At 39.7% G+C, this 21,206-nt stretch carries 12 protein-coding genes and 1 pseudogene; 2 read left to right on the forward strand and 11 right to left on the reverse strand.

What is annotated here, in order from left to right; all coding sequences use genetic code 11:
* Positions 1-184: 184 nt before the first annotated feature.
* The 5 genes from AC4HAL_RS00170 to AC4HAL_RS00190 form a co-directional block, all read right to left on the reverse strand.
* A complete protein-coding gene (locus AC4HAL_RS00170) occupies positions 185-943 on the reverse strand; it encodes an ABC transporter ATP-binding protein (protein ID WP_491092403.1) in 759 nt (252 codons plus the stop codon).
* Positions 940-1,803, reverse strand: a complete 864-nt coding sequence (locus AC4HAL_RS00175; RefSeq protein ID WP_491092404.1) for an ABC transporter permease — start codon at positions 1,801-1,803, stop codon at positions 940-942. The genes AC4HAL_RS00170 and AC4HAL_RS00175 overlap by 4 nt, the downstream gene beginning before the upstream one ends.
* A 489-nt stretch (positions 1,804-2,292) precedes the next feature.
* Positions 2,293-3,300, reverse strand: coding sequence for a tryptophan ABC transporter substrate-binding protein (gene trpX / locus AC4HAL_RS00180; RefSeq protein WP_491092405.1), 1,008 nt, complete (start codon positions 3,298-3,300; stop codon positions 2,293-2,295).
* A 679-nt stretch (positions 3,301-3,979) separates the two neighbouring features.
* Positions 3,980-7,153 carry an SbcC/MukB-like Walker B domain-containing protein gene (locus AC4HAL_RS00185; RefSeq protein ID WP_491092406.1) on the reverse strand — a complete coding sequence of 1,058 codons (3,174 nt, stop codon included), beginning with the start codon at positions 7,151-7,153 and terminating at the stop codon, positions 3,980-3,982.
* 1 nt (position 7,154) lies between these two features.
* Positions 7,155-8,339 carry a metallophosphoesterase family protein gene (locus AC4HAL_RS00190; protein WP_491092407.1) on the reverse strand — a complete coding sequence of 395 codons (1,185 nt, stop codon included), beginning with the start codon at positions 8,337-8,339 and terminating at the stop codon, positions 7,155-7,157.
* A 224-nt stretch (positions 8,340-8,563) separates the two neighbouring features.
* Between AC4HAL_RS00190 and AC4HAL_RS00195 the strand changes: the two genes are divergently transcribed.
* On the forward strand, positions 8,564-10,216 hold the full coding sequence (locus AC4HAL_RS00195; protein WP_491092408.1) for an Rqc2 family fibronectin-binding protein: 1,653 nt from the start codon (positions 8,564-8,566) through the stop codon (positions 10,214-10,216).
* Between the two features lie 3 nt (positions 10,217-10,219).
* Positions 10,220-10,863 (forward strand): annotated as a pseudogene (locus AC4HAL_RS00200) (HAD-IA family hydrolase).
* Between the two features lie 427 nt (positions 10,864-11,290).
* Here AC4HAL_RS00200 and AC4HAL_RS00205 read toward each other — a convergent pair.
* From AC4HAL_RS00205 to AC4HAL_RS00230, 6 genes are all read right to left on the reverse strand, one after another.
* The gene (locus AC4HAL_RS00205) at positions 11,291-13,177 is read right to left on the reverse strand and encodes an RICIN domain-containing protein (RefSeq protein ID WP_491092409.1); all 1,887 of its coding nucleotides are present in this window, start codon (positions 13,175-13,177) and stop codon (positions 11,291-11,293) included.
* Between the two features lie 560 nt (positions 13,178-13,737).
* Positions 13,738-14,721: a glycosyltransferase family 2 protein gene (locus tag AC4HAL_RS00210; RefSeq protein WP_491092410.1), complete on the reverse strand. Its 984-nt coding sequence runs from the start codon at positions 14,719-14,721 to the stop codon at positions 13,738-13,740.
* A gap of 47 nt (positions 14,722-14,768) precedes the next feature.
* On the reverse strand, positions 14,769-15,707 hold the full coding sequence (locus AC4HAL_RS00215; RefSeq protein ID WP_491092411.1) for a glycosyltransferase family 2 protein: 939 nt from the start codon (positions 15,705-15,707) through the stop codon (positions 14,769-14,771).
* A gap of 76 nt (positions 15,708-15,783) precedes the next feature.
* Positions 15,784-17,331: a glycosyltransferase family protein gene (locus tag AC4HAL_RS00220; RefSeq protein WP_491092412.1), complete on the reverse strand. Its 1,548-nt coding sequence runs from the start codon at positions 17,329-17,331 to the stop codon at positions 15,784-15,786.
* Positions 17,332-17,429: 98 nt separating this feature from the next.
* Positions 17,430-18,668: a hypothetical protein gene (locus AC4HAL_RS00225; protein WP_491092413.1), complete on the reverse strand. Its 1,239-nt coding sequence runs from the start codon at positions 18,666-18,668 to the stop codon at positions 17,430-17,432.
* Between the two features lies 1 nt (position 18,669).
* Entirely contained in the window at positions 18,670-21,204 is a 2,535-nt protein-coding gene (locus AC4HAL_RS00230) for an LTA synthase family protein (protein ID WP_491092414.1), read from the reverse strand.
* Positions 21,205-21,206 lie beyond the last annotated feature (2 nt).

Here is a 21,206-nt window from a genome sequence, read left to right on the forward strand (position 1 = left end):
TATTGACTTAAACTTTATTATAACAAAATAAGCTCACAAAAAGAGGCCTGAGCATGGCCCCTGCCTCCATTTTTAACAAGGCTACTATTTAAGTAGAGTGTTGGTTAAGATAATCTCTTCTAAAAACCAAAAATTGTTTTATCCATTCAAAAAAGCCACCTCGCATTCCGAGCTGGCTTGGTATTTATTCAAAAAAGGCATAGTAATCGCTGAGCACCATTTGACTTTTGGCTTCTTGAGCTAAGTCCCGAATAATTTTACCATCCTTCATGACTATCAAACGGTTCCCATACTTGAGAGCATCTTCCATGTGGTGAGTAATCATAAGCCCAGTTAACTGATCTCGCGCTATCACTTCATCTGTCAACTCCATCAGAGACTGGCTGGTTTTAGGATCCAAGGCTGCTGTATGTTCGTCCAAGAGTAAAAGATTGGGACGTTTGACGGTCGCCATTAGGAGACTGAGTGCCTGACGTTGCCCACCTGACAAGAAACCAGTCGGCGTTTCCAAATGCTTATCCAGACCATTGCCGATTTGTACCACTAATTCTTGAAACTCCTTGCGAAAGGCATGAATCTTACGCGGTACTAAACTGCGACTTTCTCCGCGATACTTGGCAATTAAGAGGTTTTCGGCGACTGTCATCCGCGGAGCTGTCCCCATTTTAGGATCTTGGAAGACTCGTGCCACATATTTCGCACGTTTCTGTGCTGGCAGGTGGGTTACATCTTCTCCCATAATTTTAACGGAGCCTTCTGTCAGCATCAAGGTTCCAGCAATGACATTAAAAAGAGTGGATTTACCAGCACCATTACCGCCAAGAATTGTCAAAAAATCATGCTCGTAAATATCTAAATCAACGTGATCCAAAATTAACTTGACGTCATCGTAACCGTTATTGACCGCAACCGTAGCATTTTTTAATTCTACAACTTTTATCATCGCGATAACCTAACCCCCTTGAAAAATTTTTCCCTTAATCTTGGAACAATTAAGAAAATAGCTAAGATTAGTGCACTAAAGAGCTTTAAATAATTAGTGTTAAAGCCGAGTGCTACCACTCCCCAGATCAAAATTTGGTAGAGAACAGAACCAATCATGATAGCGATAAACCGCTCTAGCATAGTTAGATTGGAAAACATAACTTCACCAATGATAATGCTAGCTAAACCAATGACAATAACACCGATTCCTTTTGAGACATCCGCATAGCCATCTTGCTGACTGACCAAAGCCCCTGCTAAAGCAATCAGACCATTTGATACAACTAACCCCATCAGCTCCATATTATCTGTATTGATTCCGAAACTGCGGGCCATTTCACGATTATCCCCTGTAGCGATATAGGCCTGTCCCAGACGCGTATTGAGAAAGAAAATAATGCCTACAATAACCAAAATCACAACAATCATCCCTAGAAGGAGAAGATTGAGGCTATCACTAAAAGGCAGAAAATCTTGTAAAAGCTTTTGATTGAGCAAGCCAAGGTTTGAACGGCCCATAACCATCAACATAATCGAATTGCAGGAAGTCATTACTAAAATTCCTGCCAAAATTGTTGGTATTTTCCCTCTCGTATAGAGAAGGCCAGTCACAAAACCAGCCAAACAGCCTGAGCCAACAGCGGCTACAGTAGCCAACAGCGGATTAACCCCCTGTGTAATCAAGGTAACAGCGACAGCCCCGCCCAGTGGAAAACTCCCTTCTGTCGTCATATCTGGGAAGTCTAAAATTCTGAAGGTTAGGTAAATCCCTATCCCTAGAACGGCCCACAAGAGCCCTTGTGAAATTGTTGAAATCATCTCTATCTCCTTATAATATACAAAGGGTGACCACGGATAGAGTCAAAATAAGAATTCGATGCAGAGTCATTAAAGACTCTAGGAGGAATCGTTTTTTGACACAATCCGCAACCCGTACTCAATTAACAAGATACAAAGGGCGTAAAAAGCGACTAGGATTTTAGGAAGGTGACGCTGTGTGCTGGCACACAAGAAAGCTTGTCTAAATCCCGAGCTTTTAGCCCGTGTTCAGTTAATTTAAGATACAAAGAAGCGGTTTCTCTGACCGAAAAATAGGCGACAGACTCTGTGTCCTTGGACACAAAGAAGTCGGTCTTTTTCCCAAAGAGATTAGCTTCGTGTTCAGTTACTAAGATACAAAACCGTAAGCGTTCCAAAGGAATTTAGGAAACGAAGTCTGAGAATCTAGCGACATTTGTCTAACTTCACAGGAACGCAGGCAGTTTTGAGCAAGCTAAGATACTATGTTCGTAAATAGACCAACTATCCTTATTTACCAACGACCAGGCCTGATTTTTTAGCCTCCTTCAAGGTCTTATCAGGTATGTTGATTCCCAATTTATCGGCCGCTGTTAGATTGACAGATGGACTACCAGTATCAATCACCTTAACCGGAATATCAGCTACCTTCTTTCCCTTGAGAATCTGGCTAGCAATCTTTCCTGTTTCAACGCCAATCTGGTACTGGCTTTGGTAGACAGAGGCCAGACCCCCATCCTTTAGCATAGTATCAACACTTGGGTAAACAGGCAGTTGATTACTATTAGCAATTGATACTACTGTTGTAAAAGCGCTAGCAATCGTATTATCCTGCGGGATCCAGAGCGCGTCCACCTCTTTAGCGATGACATTCATTGTTGTTGTAATTTCATTAGTTGATGGAACTGCATAGGTCTTTACCTTAAGACCTGCTGCTTGGGCAGCCTTACTGAAACTTTCAACCTGAGACAGTGAATTGTCTTCACTGCTGGCATAGAGAATTCCGACGGTCTTAGTATCTGGTGTCACAGTCTGAATCAGGTTTACTGCATCCTTAATTGGTACCTGATTGGATGTTCCTGTGACATTGCCTGTCGGATGTGTCATGTCGGATACTAATTTAGCACCAACAGGATCGCTAATCGCCCCCATTACAACAGGCGTATCCTTTGTCGCATTGGCTAAGCCTTGCGCTGCTGGTGTTGCAATCCCAATCAAAACATCATTATCACCATCTGCCAGCTGCTTGCTCATAGTTGAAATTTTAGATTGATCCCCTTCAGCATTAAGAAACTGGATCTTAACCTTATTGCCTGTATAGCCTTCTTTGGCCAACTGGTCTTTAATCCCATCATAAATTTCATCTAATGCTTCATGAGTCACATATTGGAGAACCCCAACCTTAACGACACGGCTACTAGACCTAGATTGGCCCATTTTTAATTCATCGTGGACGACTAGGCCAAAAGTAAATAGTATTAAAAGTGCCAGAACTGCCCATAAATGCTTATTTTTCATCGAAAACCTCCCAATGAATTCCGTATATTAACAAAAATATGAACCTGTTGAGCTCAAACAAAAACGCCCCACATCCCAAAAGGAATGTGAGGGCGTAAGTCCACGCGGTGCCACCTCACTTAGAAAGACTGCTACAGGCGTCTTTTCCATCTTTATATCGTCCAACAACGATAAGCATGATACGGTGTGCTAAACCCGAGGACTATGGTTTATCCTCAACTCCCTCACTAATCAACCAAGGTCAATTAGTCATCAACAGCCCAATGTTCAAATGCAGCACTACTTGTTCCCAGTTACCACAAGCTCCCTGAAAGTAACTGCATCTTACTTTTCTGTTAGCTTTATTATACACTATATCCCTTTGCTGTCAATAGAAGATTAGAGCCTGCGTGTATTAGAATTTTTTAGGCGAAAGAATAAGCCATAAAAAGACTGAAACATGGAAGGAGTTAGGGCAAGCAGCCATGATGGCTCTTTACTAAGCTGTTATAATTAGTTGATACAACGAGATTGAGAACTTTTATCCAGTCTCTCTTGTATGGATAATGGCAAAGTTACCTTGGTAAAGCCTGCTTTTAAATGATACTCAGATCTGCTCATCTCACAATTCGTCTACCTTAATAATTTTTCAGCCAACAGCTGATAGATTAGCTGTGCTCAGTCTAATCTAGTACAACTCCTATAGCCGTGTTTGGATATGACTGCTGCCATCAAGAGATTTAGTTATGAGAAGCTGCTGCTGAATAGTATCTTTCATCTCCTTAACATGACTGATAACACCGACCATACGATTCTGTCCAATTTGCTCCAAGACAGAAATAGCCTTATCCAAGGTTTCCTCATCTAGAGACCCAAATCCCTCATCAATAAAGAGAGCTTCGATCAAAGCACCGTTACTAGTATTTTGTACCACTTCAGACATAGAAAGAGCAATAGCCAGAGAGGCAATAAAAGTCTCACCGCCAGATAGAGAACTCGCAGGTAATTCCTTGTTGTTAATACGATTATAAATATTGATATCAAGACCTGATTGACCACCGCCAAATTGACGATTGGAGAGAATAAATTCAAACTCTTGATTGCTGAGCAAACCAATATAGTGATTATTGGCATAATCTAGGATTTCCTCTAGGTATCCCTGAATCACATAGGTCTCCAATTTAAGCCGTTGCTGCCCTTTTTCACCGCCGCTAATAATATTCTTAAGAGCTGTGAGCTGATTAAACTGCTCCATCTGATGATCAGCCTCAGCCATAAGATCCTGAATTTGTTCGACCAAATCTCGCACCTGTTCATAGCTGCGCTGACTGATTGCTAAAGCCTGTCCTGCATGATTAAAAGCTTCTTGAGCCTGCTCATTTTGTCTGGCTAAAAAGTTCAGGTCCGGACGTTTTTCACCTTTTAATGTTTGATCGAGATGGGACAAATCTGTCTCTAGAAGTTGACGAGTTTGTTCATACTTAGTCACCCAAGTCTGAAGTTGACTGAGCTGACCATCACGAACAGCTTCAAGCCAATTTTCCAATTCCTGACGTTCGTGAGTCAAAGCTGATTCATCATCAAGAGCTGTATTTAATGCTTCTGTCACCTCTTTCAGCTCTCCACGATCCCTTTTCAAGTGCTCCTTTTGGGTTGTGAAGCGCCCTGCCAAACCAGATAAATGCTCCTTATGTTCGGCTACTAATCTTTGCGTCTGTTCTAGTTTAGAGCGGAAGGATTGATAATCTTGCTGGATCTCAGCAATTTGCTTTCTATAATCTGCTTCTGCCTGTAAGTTAGGAAAGGCTCGCTGCAACTCTGCCAAACTTTGTTTAAGTGTCTGTATTTGACCTTCCAAGCTGGATTGCTGGCGTTCTCCTTCTTGTTCTTTCTGTTTGATCTCCTCAAGTTCTTGGGCTAAGTCACCTAAGGAAACCAATTCTTCCCTGCGCCTTTCTTGTAGCTTGTGATAGCTAGCTCGGAGCTGTGCCAATACTAACTGTCCCAGACTCGTACTATAGGTATCTTCCCAGACTTTTTCAGAAAGTGATGAATCTAGAAGAACCTGCAAAGATCGATAGTCTCTTGCTAAGCGCTGACACAGTTCTTCCTGTTGGAGTAATCTATCCTGTTTTTCCCCAGTTAGCTGTTCCTGTCTAAGCCGACTGGCTTGGAGGGATTGTGTCAATTGGCGATGCTTCTTATCCAGCTCTTCAACAGCTTGCATAAGAATAATCAGGTTGTCTGCCTCGACTTCTTGACTAGTCACCGCAGGATGCTCCAGAGAGCCGCATATAGGACAGGGTAGCCCCTCTTGTAAATCAGCCTGCAGTTGGGCAATCATAAGTTGGCGTTGATCCTTCCTTTTTTCTACTAACTTGGCCTGTAACTGACTCTGTTCCTGCTCCTGACTTGCTTGCTCTTGAATATTTTCTTCGAGTTGATAGTCAAGCTGCCGGATCTGATTTCGTAACTCTTCCAAAGAAGAAAGGGCAGGATCTAACTTATTTTCAATTAAATGCTGCGCTTGAACAATCTCCTCACGTGCCTCTTCCAAATTTTCAGTAGAGATTAAATTCTGCTCTATTTCAGCCTGCTTTCGATTAAGATTAAGTCTTGTTTGCCTTAAAATTTCCAGCTGTTTGAGAAGGTCAGTTAATTGTCTTTCACAGACTTGTCTAGAGGCCTCTTGCTTGGCAAAACTTTTAGCGTTATTAAGCGCCAGCGTTAAGGTCTGGATAGAAGCGTAACGATCTTCTTGTTCAGTCTCTTGTGCTTCTAATTGATGCAACTGCACTTCGAGCGGCTCCAGCTGAACTTGCTCTTCCTGCAGAGCCTGATTCAACTGAGCAGCCGAGACTTCCAGCTGACTTATAGAAGTTTGCTTGGTATTTTCCTCCTTAATCAGTCCAGCTAAATCCGAAGCAAAATTCAACTCTTCCAGTCGTTTTTGGGATGACCGCCACTGCTCTTCTTTAGCAACAATATCTGCCTGATACTGTTGCTGCTTGGCATCGCGCTCACGAAATTTAGTCATCAGTTCCTTAGCATTTTGATAGATCGTTTCTGCCCGCTTGGCTGTTACTTGAGCTTCAACCTGACGCTTTTTCGCTTCTAGCATAGCAGCTTGATAAGCCCGTAAAAATTCTTGGGCTAAACGCAAGCGCTCCCTATCTGACTCGGCAGCAAAAGCTGAGCGTTCTTTTTCTGTCCATAGCTGACTCTTATAGTGGGAAGCCAAACTATCCAACAGTCTCGTCTGTTCCTGATGGACCTGCGACCATTTTGCTGCTAGGGCTTGCTCAAAATCTGCAAAAATCTGAGTACCAAAGATCTGTCGCAAGATGGGAATCTTTTCGGAGGTCGGTGCTTTGAGAAACTCACTGAATTGGTACTGAGGTAGAAGAATAATCTGCTTGAACTGACTAGCTTTTAGCTGCAAAAGCTTCTCCACCGCCCTAGTTGTATCGTTCGGTTTGCTAGCGAGCTTTTCCAACTCGACTCCTCCAATACCATCAACAACCACTAGGCTGGCCTCTTTTGTGGCGATCCCCTTGCCTCGGTCAATCTTCAATTTGGGTTTCAAATCCAATAGGCGCTCAACACGATAGATCTGATTATGCTGTTCAAAATAGAAAACCACCCTAGTCTTTGGCTCCCTAATGCCTGCAAAAGTAGAGCGCAACTCACTGATAGTACGGTCACTGGAAGTCTCATTGAATAAGGCATAGGTCATCGCATCAAAAATACTAGACTTACCTGCTCCTGTCCGCCCACTGATTAAAAAGAGGGAACTTTCATCGAAAGAAGCAAAATCAACTGTCTCTTGACGAAAAGGGCCAAAATTTGTCATCTCAATACGAATAGGCCTCATCTTAGTCCTCCTTGATACCTGTCAATAATTCTGAAACAAGGCTCCTTTGATAGTCGGTCAAAGACTGACCGCCTGTTATATCTTGGAAAAATCGCTCGATAACGATATCCTCAGCTAGAGTTTCCTTGCCCTGCAAAGTTTTTGAGCGGGGCTGCCGCACGCGCGGACTCGTCTCCCTAATGCGCACATCAACGATTTCTGATCCATAAATCTCCTCAAGCTGAGCGCGTAGATTAATCCCCTCCAGCTCATTACGCTCTTCCACCAAAATCTCAAAGGCAAACCGAGCTTCATATCTTGGATACTGGTTGTAAAAATCCTTGGAGACTAGCTTTTTATAAGGGGCTTCCAAAACTAAAAGTTCTTTGTAAGGAGGCAAGGGAATAAAAGTTTTTTCAAAGTGCCCAAAATCAATCTCAACCAAGTAGACGCCTTTTGTGTCTTTACGCTTAGCTTCATCTTTATTAAAGATCAAGGGACTGCCACTGTAGACTACTCTTTCTGTCGGACTGGCAAAGCGGGTATGAATATGGCCTAGAGCCACATAATCGAAATCCGCAAATAAATCGCTAGGCAAGGTAGATAACCCCCCTACTGTTCGAGCTGTTTCGGACAGCATTTGTTCACGCAGCTGCTGGTCATTTCCCTGTTTAGCCACAGCAAAATGACTAACTAAAATATGCGCCTTACCTTCTACAAAATGAGACCTCATATCCACAAAAACCTGCTCAAGAGCCTGATTGATCTCACGAATTTCTGGATCTTGATAGTAAATGCGGGCATCAATAGGATCAATAAAGGGAAGAAGAAAAATCTGACTGTCCTCCGTCTCAATCGGCTCAAAAGCATCTTCCAAACGTGAAACCAAATGAAAATGCTGACGCTTAAAAAAAGCTTGACCGAACTCTAAACGCTTGGCACTATCATGATTCCCCGTAATCGCATAAACTGGAATCTGCTCTTCAAATAGCAGCCTTGTCAAGATTTCATCAAAAAGTCTAACAGCTTCTACCGGTGGCAAACTTCTATCGTACAGATCTCCCGCAATAATAATTCCATCAACTGCTTCACGCTTAGCAATCCCTATAATCTCCTCCAAGATAAATCGCTGGTCATCTAAGAGACTCATACCATTTTGATTTAGCTGACGACCAATGTGCCAATCTGCCGTGTGTAATAATTTCATATCCACTTGTCCTTATCCTATTTCCCTTATTATAACACTCGTTTGTTATTTTGTAAACTAACACCGTTCTGTGAATTCTCAGCATCCTTATGTCTTCACCTGCCAATTCTATGCTATAATAGAGAAAGTTACTATCAAGACAAGATTTAGGGACTGAGTGCTGCTCGGACAATTATTTTAACTCCAGTAGGTGAGCAGTTTCTATGCACAGAAAGGAGAAAACCATGTCTTTTGATGGCTTTTTCTTACACCATCTGACTCAAGAACTTACAGAGCACCTTCTTTACGGTCGGATCCAGAAAGTTAACCAGCCCTTTGAGCGTGAGCTCGTTTTGACTATTCGCAACAATAGGCAAAATTACAGGCTTCTTCTATCTTCACACCCCCTCTTTGGTCGAGTACAGATAACAAAGGCTGAATTTCAGAACCCGCAAAGTCCTAATACCTATACTATGATGATGCGCAAATATTTACAAGGAGCGGTGATCGAAGACATTCAGCAAGTTGAAAATGACCGTATTTTAGAACTGACCATCTCCAATAAAAATGAGATCGGTGATCATGTCAAAGTTGCCCTAATTATTGAAATCATGGGGAAACACAGCAATATTATCCTAATTGATAAAGGCGAAAATAAAATCATCGAATCTATCAAGCACGTTGGCTTTTCCCAAAACAGCTATCGAACGATTTTACCGGGTTCAACCTATGTAGCACCACCTAAGACAAATGCCGACAATCCTTTTACGCTAACCGATGAAAAGCTGTTTGAAATCCTGCAGACTCAAGATCTGTCCCCTAAGAATCTGCAGCACCTTTTCCAAGGACTAGGACGGGATACAGCACAAGAATTGGCTGACAGATTGGATCAAAACAAGCTTAAACAATTCCGAGCTTTTTTCAGCCAACCGCTAGAACCTAGCCTGACCTCCAAAAGTTTTTCTGCTATTCATTTTAGCGACAGTCGGGAAGGTTTTGACAGTCTGTCTGAACTGATGGATTTTTACTATCAAGATAAGGCTGAACGCGACCGCGTAGCCCAACAGGCCAGCGATTTGATTCACCGCGTTCAAAATGAACTGGAAAAAAATAAAAAAAAGCTCATTAAACAAGAAAAAGAATTGCAGGCAACTCAAAAGGCCGAGGACTTCCGCCAAAAAGGCGAGCTGCTGACAACCTATCTTAATCAGATTCCTAATAACAAGGATCACGTAGAACTGGATAACTACTATACGGGAAAAAAGGTGGTCATTGCCTTAGATGTCAGCCTCAGCCCCAGTCAGAATGCCCAAAAGTATTTTAAAAAATATCAAAAGCTTAAGGAAGCTGTCAAACATCTCAAGGGGTTGATTGAAGAGACCAAACAGACGATTAGTTATTTTGAAAGTGTAGAGCTGGCACTTTCGCAAGCCTCTCTGGATGAGATTGCCGAAATCCGCGAAGAACTAGTTCAAACGGGCTTTATGAAACGCCGAGCAGCTGACAAGCGGCAAAAGCGTAAGAAACCTGAGCAATACTTAGCCAGCGATGGCCAAACCATTATAATGGTCGGTCGCAATAATCTGCAAAATGACGAACTCACCTTTAAAATGGCCAAAAAAGGAGAACTTTGGTTTCATGCCAAAGACATTCCCGGTAGCCATGTCATTATTAAGGATAATCTCGAGCCGTCAGATGAGGTCAAAACCGATGCTGCCGAACTGGCAGCTTACTTCTCCAAAGCTCGTCTCTCTAATCTTGTTCAAGTTGATATGATTGACAATAAAAAACTCCATAAACCAACAAGGGGAAAACCTGGTTTTGTAACCTACACTGGTCAAAAAACTCTGCGAGTAACCCCTAATGCAGATAAAATTCTCAAGATGAAATTGAAGTAACATATGATCACTTACGACACTATTATCTTTGATCTCGATGGTACTCCCGAACAAAGCATTGTCAACAGTCTGATTTATGCCCTCAGTTAGTTTGGTAGAGCCGTGACAGATAGGCAAGAACTCCTTAAATTTATTGGGCCACCTTTAAGCTACTCTTTTAAACATTTCTGCGGCTTCTCAGATAGTGAAACCCAGCAAGCCATCGCCTTCTATCGACAATACTTTTCAAACAAAGGTTGGTCAGAAAACCAGCTATTGCCTGGAGCCAAGCAGCTACTTGATAGTCTAAAAAAAGTAAAAAACAACTGCTTGTCGCTTCATCAAAACCAGAACCTTTCGTTATTAAGATTCTTCAGCATTTTGAAATAGCCCACTACTTTGAATATATCTCCAGAGCCACACTAGATGACAGTCGAAGTCAAAAGGCCGATATCATCGCCTACCTTCTCAATGAAGCCCAAATTAGTAATCCTAATCAATGTGTCATGGTTGGTGATCGCAAGCACGATATTTACGGCGCCCAACACAACCACATGGATGCTATTGGTTTGCTCCTAGGCTTTGGCAGCAAACAAGAACTAGAGGCAGCCGGTGCTACTGCTATCGCTAGAAATTTCAAAGAACTAGAAAAACGCTTACTTTCGTAATCCTAAAAGATGCTGAGGAAAACTCGTCCAGTCTTCCTATTCCTGTTTGGGAATAAGCTCTTGGCGCAGTGGTTGGGAGTAAGACTTGTTGGCGCCCCCAAGAAGTCTGCCCTCTGCACCTTTCATTAAGTACTTCAGCACCAGTGAATTACTACTGTGACTGGTTTACTTTCCCACAAACCCAAGCAGAAAACCTAAGCGTACGTTCATCCCAAATTTGCTAGGTTGAGAACAAGCATTCCTAAAAACGATTGACACACACCGACATAGTAGGCGGTTTTATTTGTTTCGCACCGAAGAACCCAAAATAGACCCCGAAAGTCACAATAGCTAAAAATCCGACAACTCCCTAAGGAGATGCCGGATTTTCTGCGAAGCAGATCAAGCATTCTTTCATAGTACGATCTATTGCTTCACATTGTTTATATTAATCTTTTTTTACAGGTACAAACTTCCAAGCTTGTGATTTACTGCCATTACGGAAGTAGAGCTGAACATTAGTTCCCGCATTGGAAGACCCACCTGAGACATCTAGAACTTTATTTTTATGCTTAGAAACAATTTCAAAGAAACCACTGATGTTACTAGATTTGATAATCCACTTTTGAGCCTCACTATCATTAGCTTCAAAAATATTAATATTAGTGCCATTAAATGTTCCATTACCATCTACATCTAAACTTTTACCTGTTTTTCTAGCGATAATAGAATAGTAACCGTTATTTAAATATTTTACTGTAAAGACTTGATTTTTATCCCCTGTATTTGGGTAAATTTGAACATTAGCATGGTTATCAGATGATGCACCTACCACATCTAATCCCATACCTTCATTTAAAGCCGAAACAATATGATAATCACCATCTGCAATTGTTCGCTTAGCATCCTTATCAGTTGCTATAAATAAAAATTTTTGCGACTTAGTTTGATTTGGTTCGAACACTTGCACATTATTTTGGTCAGCAAAGATACCGTTAGATACGTCTAAAGCCAGTCCTCCATTACGCGAAACAATTTCATATGTATTATTACCATCACTTTGTTTCAAAATCCATTGTTGTGCGCTAGATCCATTGTAATCCCACATTTGAACATTGGTTCCATTCTTAGTAGATCCACCAGCTACGTCCAAAGCTTTCCCTGTAGTCTTATGGATTAGTTTATAATAACCACCACCCAAATAAGAAACCGTAAACACCTGATTATCAAAAGTAGTATTCCTATAAAGTTGGACATTAGTTCCATTTGAAGATCCAGCTCCCGAAACATCTATTCCAAATTCTGGATTAGAAGCCAGAACAATGTGGTAATCTCCATCTGAGATAGTTTTGTCTGTAGATGCTGCTAAGCTACCAACATCATAACGTTTAACATCGGAATTAGTCCCTGATAAATCTTTAAAATGAATGTACCCAGAAAAAGCGGTCTTTGGAACAGTCCTCTTATTGTAGTTATAATTATAACCATAATTATATTCTTCTACTTCTACGCTATTCCCAATAACATTTGATACCCATGCAACATGTCCAAACGAGCCATCGTCTAACCAAGCTACTGATCCTAAGGCTGGGTTCATATCAACAACATAGCCTTCTCTTCGTGCACGCGATCCCCATTGACCACCATTGCCATAGGCTCCAGGCAAAGTGAAACCATTAACAGAACTAAGACGATAAGCTGTAAAGGAAGTGCACTCTCTATTATATAATCTCCATGGATCAATAATACTATCTGGTACTGCATTTTTTAAATAACTCGGATAATCGTCCCCTCTAGCAACAGAAGTACCAATAGTTATACGCTCGACTACCTTACCAACTGTTGCCCGTTTAACAGCATCAGAATTCTTTGTATCAGCCACTGCCTCGTTCACGACATAGTCTGTTGAACTGGCTGTTGCTGAATTCTGAGAAGTACTACCGCTTTGTGTTTGTAATGAAGAATCAACACCATCAGAAGTAGTGCTATTCACGGCTTCTTGCGAGTTAATATCTGATTGACTAACGACAGGCTGGGTATTTTCAATAGAGGTTTCTGAAGTAACCACCTCTGATTGCCCACTATCTCCTGTGGGATCAGAAGTTGGTGCTGCTTCTACAGCTTCAACTGTTTCCCCTGCATCAGTAGTATTAACCTCCCTTGTTGCCGCTACCTGTGAAATAGTTTCTTTAGTTTCATCAGCTTGAGCCTGTGCACCAGTTGACATAGCTACAGCCCCAACTGCTACAGTTGTTAAACCTGCTAGGGCTAAGCGATTGAAATAAGCAGTTTTCTTTAATTGATGCTTACGCTGTTTCTTCTGATAACTTGTCATAATATCTCCTTTTACATACTAAAATAAAATTTCTAAACTAATTTCTCTACTGTCCTATGGTTAATAATTCATACACCATCTCCTCATAAAATTAAGTTTTCAGCCAATAAAATAGCTTACAACCTAATCAAGCTAATTGTTGCCACGGAGAGTATTATGCTTTTTTGACACATAAAACCAATCTAATTTCCTTAGAAACCCATTTTGACTATGTATGGACTTAAAAAAACCTTTGACCCATGACCCAGAGAAGAAAAGCTCCTCTACATCAGTTATTCGTAAACCAATGATAAAAAGGTAAACCAGCAAAGTTAATTAATCATGATATAGCTTAGAAATACTGTATTAGCACTGCGCAGTACGGGTATAGTATACTCCCCCCCCCCACTTAAAAAAGACTTAAAAAATCTCAAAATGTCAGAAAATTATCCTGAACTGTAAAAAAACTAAAAAATTCCTACAAATAATTATCATATCCCTACCACTGCTGACAAGGAACCAAAAAAAGAGTTTCAACTAAAGAAACTCTAATTACATATTTTAATAAACCCAAACACTAATTACTTAGAGCTACTATTTTCTTCACTAGAGCCATCGCCTACTCTGTCTGAGATAATATACTTAGGCCTTTCCTTTACTTCTAAGTATATTTTCCCAATATACTCACCAATAACACCTAAACTAACTAACTGTATACCAGAAACCATCATTACTAGGGCCAAATTACTTGCCCAACCACTGACAGTATGCCCCAAAAAGTACTGGATCAAGATCCAAACAATTGCTAAAAAGCTAAAGCCTGCTACAATTAGACCCAGAGCAGCAATCAAACGAATAGGTTTCACACTCAAACTAGTAATGCCATCAATCGCTAGGTTTATCATTTTACTCAAAGGATATTTAGACTCTCCTGCAAGACGTTCGTGTCGTTTATAGAAAACGCTTGTACTTTTAAAACCAACAAGGGGAAACATCCCTCTTAAGAAAAGATTTACCTCTTTAAAGTTTCCAAATTCTTTTAAAACTCTACTAGAAACCAAGCGGTAATCAGCATGATTATATACCGACTCGACTCCCATCAAATTTAAGATTTTATAAAAGCCTTGAGCAGTTGCTTTTTTAAAAAAAGTATCGGTATCACGATTGTCTCGCACGCCGTAGACTATTTCAGAACCCTCTAAATATTCATCCACCATCTTATCCATAGCATTAATATCATCTTGCCCATCACAATCAATAGAAATAGTGACGTCAAATTGATTCTTCGACTCCATAAGTCCTGCGTAAACAGCATTTTGATGCCCACGATTTCTACTCTGAGAAATCCCAATAACATACTCAGACTCATTAGCATAATTCTCAATTAATGCCCAAGTCCTATCTTTACTGCCATCATTTACAAATAAAACTCTACTATCTTCTGAGATTTTCCCTTTGCCAATTAACTCAAGTAACTTTTTAATAAAAATCGGCTCTGTAATAGGGAGGACTTTTTCCTCATTGTAACAAGGAATAACAATACATAACCTAGGTTTCATAGTCATTTTCAAATTCTCTTTCTAGCATTCACCGCAAAGCAATAAAATAATCGTTAAGAATGCTGATCACGCTCTTTAATAATGTAAACAGGCCGACGCTTAGTTTCAACAAATATCTTGGCAATATATTTACCTAAAATACCAATTGTCATCAACTGAATACCACCAATCAAGAGAATAATAGATACCGTGCTTGCCCAACCTGAAACTGGATCACCCCAAACCAGCTTTCTAATAACAATAAAAATAATCGCTAATACAGAAACAATGAAGGACAGAATACCTGTCCAAGTTGCAAAATTAAGTGGTGCCTCAGAAAAGTTAATGAAGCCATCCATAGAATATTTTAAGAGACTCCAAAAATTCCAGGATGTTTCACCTGCTACACGTTCCCGATTTTCATAACTAATATAAGCAACATTATAGCCAACCCATGAAAAGAGACCTTTAGAGAAGCGATTGACTTCTTGGAGTTCTAAAATACTATCGACAACCTGACGCGTCATTAAACGAAAATCACGGGCACCGTCAACCATTTCCGTATCCGAAATTCTATTGATAATACGATAAAAGGTTTTAGCAAAGAAGGACCGGATGACAGGCTCTCCCTTACGATCTGCCCGTCTCGTGCCAACAACATCATACCCTTCTTTTATCTTATCATACATCTCAACAAGTAACTCAGGTGGGTCTTGTAAATCAGCATCCATGACAGTAATAAGATCACCACTCGCTTCTTCAAGACCAGCTAAAAGACCAGCCTCTTTTCCAAAATTACGGGAAAATGAGACATAATGAACATTAGCATAACTAGCCGCCACTTCTCTTAGAACCTGCAGCGTATCATCTTTAGAACCATCATTAACAAAGATATATTCAAATTCTAGCTCCGCCGCTAGAACTTCCTCAATCTTTTGGCTTTCTGCCAAGAAGGGTAAAATCGTTTCTTCTTCGTTGTAACAAGGTACAACAACAGATAATTTTTGTACCATCTTATTTCCTTACGTACCAATTATATTAACTCTTGTTTAGTATAACATACCAATAATCTTATTAGCAAAGATAGCCTTACCTTTTTGAAAAAAAACACCTTTTGAAAACAATCTCTACCTTGCTATACAATAAATAGAGACCATACGCTGATAGAGGAAGCAACAAATAAACATAAGGATAGACGTATTGACTCTTAGTTTCCCATAACAAGTGAAAAACAAAACCACCTGACAGGTAAATGAGAGGAAGCAGTAAAAATAAACCATTATCTCCCCTCTTCATTATTTGCCACTGATTGTATAAAGATGGTAAAACTGATAAATAGATTACAGCTAGTAGTAAACCAGAAAAATAATAAATTAAACGAAAAGCAAGATCACCTTTGTAAATACTAGCCATCAAGCGCCCTGAAATTTTTTGGTTCTCTACTGGCATCCTAGTAACTGGCCCAGACCAAATAGATTCAAATAGACCATCTGTCCAGGTTGATACGAACTTATTCTTGAAAAATATAAAGCCATAGTGAGGATCATTTTTCATAATTTTTAAACGCTTTGCTATCAACCTTTGACTATCCTTCTTAATTTCATCAGGATCCCCTTTGTATTTTACATAAACATCTTCAAGATAAGCATTATACCATCCTGGGATACGATGATAGATATCAGACTTATCATCCAGCCCCATCGCTATCCAAGCAATTTTAGGTTCTCCTTCAATTTTTGATGTGTCATAATGCCACCCAATAAGCTTATTAGCCATTATCACTGATAAAATTAAAGCAAGAGCCAATATCATGCTTTTTCTTAAATGATTGCTTAAGATATCCAAAGTAATAACAATCAAAACTGTTAAAATCAGAATACTGTTGTTACTTCGAATCAGATTTGATAGACTCAAGAATACTGCCGTTAGCCCTAAACTTAACCAAGTTCTCCTTTGGAGATAAAGATGAAAATAATATAATCCTAACATGGCAAAGAAAAGGCCATAGGTCAAACCGTAAACAAATAGGATAAAGAAAAGATGGGGCAAAAAAATGAAGGACAAAATAATAGTGAGCTTTGTTACCTTGGAATTATGGAAAAGATTTTCTGCTATCTGCCATAACAAAAAGTTGTCAGCAATAGCCATGACTAAATTGATAATGAAAAAGATTTTAACATTATTATGTCCAAAAAGTAGGAGAATTAAGCGCTCGAATGATACTAAACCTAATTGGTGAGGAAATCTGTGCAGATACCCTGTTACAGCGGTTAATTGTGAAAAATCCCCTTTGTTCATAGCTTTGGCACTTTCAAGGACCTGTAAAGCATCATGCCTAATCATATCATTTTGATGAAGTATTAAATAAGCACCAAATACAATATATAGAGCGCTTCCTACTAGGAATAAATGGGAAGCCTTTAGATATTGAGATAAATATATGAAGACTAGAAACAATCCCAAAAGCATACTTAATAGTATAAAAAAGATTATATTGGTATGCCAAATTTGAGGCATTTCAGACCCATCCATTGGCATTATTGTCCTAAACAGTAAACTCGACAGACTAAAGAAAGTAAAGACAAGCACAGACCACAAGAGAATGGCTCTCTGTCCGAATGTAGATAGAAATTTCATATAATTCTCTCCTAAATAAAAAGGCGATCGAAAATGACTCTCGAAAACACCCCTTTATATGATGTTTTACTTCTACTACATCAATTTATTAAGGAAGACTACAGCTTTTTAGTTCCCTTTAAACTGATTGTATCAATAAATTCACAGCATATCATCATAATAATAATAAGCCCAGCAAAAATTAATGGTGTATATGTCCGTAGTTCCGAAGCATAAATTGTCGGTGATAACGACACTGTCATCCGAGCAGCGTAGCCAACTGCCAAAACTACTACGGCTGTTCCAGCCTGCCAGAGATCTTCAAATATCAAGAACACTGAAATAGCTACCACCGCTAACAAAATTGTATATAAAGTTAGTGGATAAAGATTTGCTTTAAAGCTAAATTCAGTGACGGGTTGCTGATTTTGGAAATCATTGACCTTTTGTACAGCCGTTAGCAGACTCGTGCTTCCCAGCCTATTCGTTAAAATTGTATAAAGAACTGCGCCTGACATAACTGATGAAACATACCGCCGCTTAAGCAAAGCCAAAACGAGAGCAGCTATAAGCAGTAAATAAATAATCGTTAACTCTGAGGTAACAAATAAAACACGATTAGTCTCCATATAACCCTTAGCTACCTTAACAACTAAAGATAACTTATCAAAACCAGGATACCAAGTTTTAGACTCAATCATTGTACGACGAGCAGAACCTGGTGCTACTAAAGCGGAAATTGTCCCTGCAAAGGCAATTACCATCGCTGATAGATAATAAACACTCACCTGTTTATTAATAAACCAATTTTTAAACAATAAGAAAGCAAAAATAATCAGTGCAAAAATCGTAAACTGCTCTTGCATACAGGCAAATATCATAAAGGGCAGTGATATAAGCAACCATTTTAGCTCCTTTTGCTCAAGGCAATACCATGCCACCACAAAGGCAATCATTGGGAAAAGGTAGTTAGTCACTGTCGCAATTAAGCCTGCACTGGTAAAAAAGATACTTGGAAATACCAATAAAAACAGTGCTGGAATAATAAAACGAAGTCCCCAATATTTATCATCACTTAAGAAAATACCATTAAAGCAATGGAAGAATACCGCCACAGCGACCAGCATCGTAATATCAAAAATCAGATAATGTGATGACATAAACATGGTGACAGACTCAATTAAGAGACGGCTAGACCACACTTGGTAGCGATGAAAAGCAAACTCAAAGAAACCATAACGCTCAGACAAACGGGCAAAACTTAGCTGATCTCCCGCATTATTAATATAAACAATGGACTGCAGAGTGAAGAGTAAACTCGTAAGACTATAGTATACTGGCAAATAAAATTTTTTCACGCTACTTCTCTCCCTTTACTTTAAAGAACTTATCATTTGAAGCTATATAGCCCTTACCAGAAATCAAGTCGTATTCGATCAATTTCAGATCATGTGCTATTTTCTTCTGCTTCTTGGTTGTATGTTTTTTATCAATACTAGCATTATCCATCACTTCTGTTAACAAGGCCTGATAAGGAGACACCTTAGTTGATGTAGTTAATAATAACTCTGCTGGAAAGTCACTAGAGTTGACATAAGGATGGTTCTGCTTATGAGTTGGATAATTACTCCAGATAAAGTAATCCGTCTGATATTGAGTCTCTGGTTTGTCCTTAAAAGTGCTATCTGGGTAGAAACCTGGCAAATGATCCCCATAAAAAACAACGGTTACTTTTTTATCTAATTTGGACAAGTCACTTAAAAACTTTTTCGTTGCATCATCAGTTTGTTTTAACTCTTTTGCATAATTATTGGTATAACTATTCTCAGCCGGATCAAATCCTTTACCAGAACCACCGTATGGTGTTTTATCTGTATAATTCCAAGGTGCATGGTTTTGATAAGTAATGACCGAAAAGAATTGATTTTGCGAAGGATTGATATTATCTGTAACAGTCTGATAGGTATTAGCATCACTTGGATAAACTCCTAGAGTTCCCAAATGTTTAGCTTTTTTTGTCCCACCATCAGCTGCGATAAATTCATCAAATCCAAGACGTCGATAAATTGATTTGCGTGAATACATGTTAGCATCACCCAAATGGATGGCAATCTTATTTTTTGACTCAAAGGAATCACTAATTGAAGGCATTCGCTTCATTTCAGGAGCAACTTCAGTATAAAGCGTCGAAATAGATGATGATAAATTATACATCGGCAATCCGGTCAATGATTGAAACTCCATATTGGCTGTACCACCACCGTAAGAATCTGCCTTCATTAGACCACTTGTATAATTCTTTTTAACTGACTTAATATACGGGATAGGATCACGATTAAGGCTAACATCTGATAAACGACTAGGATCCGCAAAACTCTCGCTCAAAACAAAGATGACTGTCTGATCCGAAATACTACCTTTTCGGCCTTTGTTGATAACATCAGCTTTTTGAGTATATTCTTGAGCAAGTTTCTCCATAGTATCTTTGCTGTAACCTGAGGGTCTTTCCATCTTAGAGGAAGTCAGCTGCTTAGTCCAAACAAACATTAAGGAGCGCTCCCTTGCTACCACAGACTGTCCCATCCACTCAATATTTTCTGTATTGTTAAGGCGAGATAGAACGGGAATATCGTCTGCAATCTTCCCATTATCCTGTTGGCCAAAAATCGTAACCACTGTGGTAAAGAGTACTAAGATAGGGATTGAAACTGCCACCCTTAGACGCCAGTCCGAATGGATAATATCTTTAAATGACAGGAGTTTCCATAAAAAATAGGTCAGGCCCGCTAAGGCCACAATAGCTAGAACAGCAATTAAAATTGCTGTCGCATTGACATAGGAGAGCAAGAGTCCAACATCTTTGAGCCAGCTTAAATCACTGAATAAAACTGGTTCATTACGCATACTGAATTTAATACTATTAGCAACAGATAGCAAGGAACCCACAGCAATCAAGGTTGTTGTCGCAATCAGGTAGCGGTTAACCACCATATAAAAGACAACATTGACCAGAGCTAAAACCAAAATTTGGTAGACACTAGCTCCTGGGAAAATATACCGGCCTAGTATCGGTCCATCTGCCTTGATAGTCGCCTGAAAAATATAGTTAAAGATAATCGCTAGCAAAAAACTTGTTGCTACTGCTAATGAGATAGACGCCCTTTTTTTCATAGCATCGGCGATCCCCCTAGCAACTACAAAGCACAAGGTCGAATACAATACTAAGCAGATAGCCAAACTTGCTCCCATAGCCCAAGCATAGTCAGAAAGATCTGCTTTCTTAATGAGATTTAAAAGAGACGGTTTCATAGCAGCGATAGCTAAATGATCATTGACAATAGCCATCCCCAGAAAAGCAAATACAGGCAGCTGATAACTCTTATAATGTTTCAAGGGTTTGTCTAGACTAAGCAGACTATCTTCTAATTTTGAATGCTTAGATTGATTCTTCTTATGGTTCTCACGCAATTTATTCGATAAGAACCGAATGGCTCCTGCTAAAACTAAGATACCTAAAACAGTCAACAGAGTTTTAGACTGAAAGAAATCATTGTGACCGAATCGTTCCCACTTAAATTTACCATTATTCAGATTTCTCGTTACCAACAAAAAATAAGAGATAAAGAGATAACCTAAGTAGCCAAAGCCATACTGCAACCAAAACCGCCATTTCAACCCTCGACTGACATAGACAGCTAAGCCAAGTATAGAGATCCCGTACAGAGCATCATTGAGAGTACTGGATGCCCTAAAAGCCTTCAGCAGCCTATCAGCACGATGCCCCTGCAACAGCTGCTGATTGACTAAGAAGAAACTGATACAAAAGACAAAAAGGCAAATAAGCACGATGTGCAAAATTTTGTACCAATCTATATCTTTAATAATTTTTCTCATAG

The organism is Streptococcus sp. ELY_125, assembly GCF_058314535.1.

Coding starts and splice junctions, on each gene's coding strand:
- AC4HAL_RS00220 (WP_491092412.1), bottom strand. CDS start 17,331: ATGAAATTTCTATCTACATTCGGACAGAGAGCCATTCTCTTGTGGTCT.
- AC4HAL_RS00185 (WP_491092406.1), bottom strand. CDS start 7,153: ATGAGGCCTATTCGTATTGAGATGACAAATTTTGGCCCTTTTCGTCAA.
- AC4HAL_RS00230 (WP_491092414.1), bottom strand. CDS start 21,204: ATGAGAAAAATTATTAAAGATATAGATTGGTACAAAATTTTGCACATC.
- AC4HAL_RS00215 (WP_491092411.1), bottom strand. CDS start 15,707: ATGGTACAAAAATTATCTGTTGTTGTACCTTGTTACAACGAAGAAGAA.
- AC4HAL_RS00210 (WP_491092410.1), bottom strand. CDS start 14,721: ATGACTATGAAACCTAGGTTATGTATTGTTATTCCTTGTTACAATGAG.
- AC4HAL_RS00190 (WP_491092407.1), bottom strand. CDS start 8,339: ATGAAATTATTACACACGGCAGATTGGCACATTGGTCGTCAGCTAAAT.
- trpX (WP_491092405.1), bottom strand. CDS start 3,300: ATGAAAAATAAGCATTTATGGGCAGTTCTGGCACTTTTAATACTATTT.
- AC4HAL_RS00170 (WP_491092403.1), bottom strand. CDS start 943: ATGATAAAAGTTGTAGAATTAAAAAATGCTACGGTTGCGGTCAATAAC.
- AC4HAL_RS00195 (WP_491092408.1), top strand. CDS start 8,564: ATGTCTTTTGATGGCTTTTTCTTACACCATCTGACTCAAGAACTTACA.
- AC4HAL_RS00175 (WP_491092404.1), bottom strand. CDS start 1,803: ATGATTTCAACAATTTCACAAGGGCTCTTGTGGGCCGTTCTAGGGATA.
- AC4HAL_RS00205 (WP_491092409.1), bottom strand. CDS start 13,177: ATGACAAGTTATCAGAAGAAACAGCGTAAGCATCAATTAAAGAAAACT.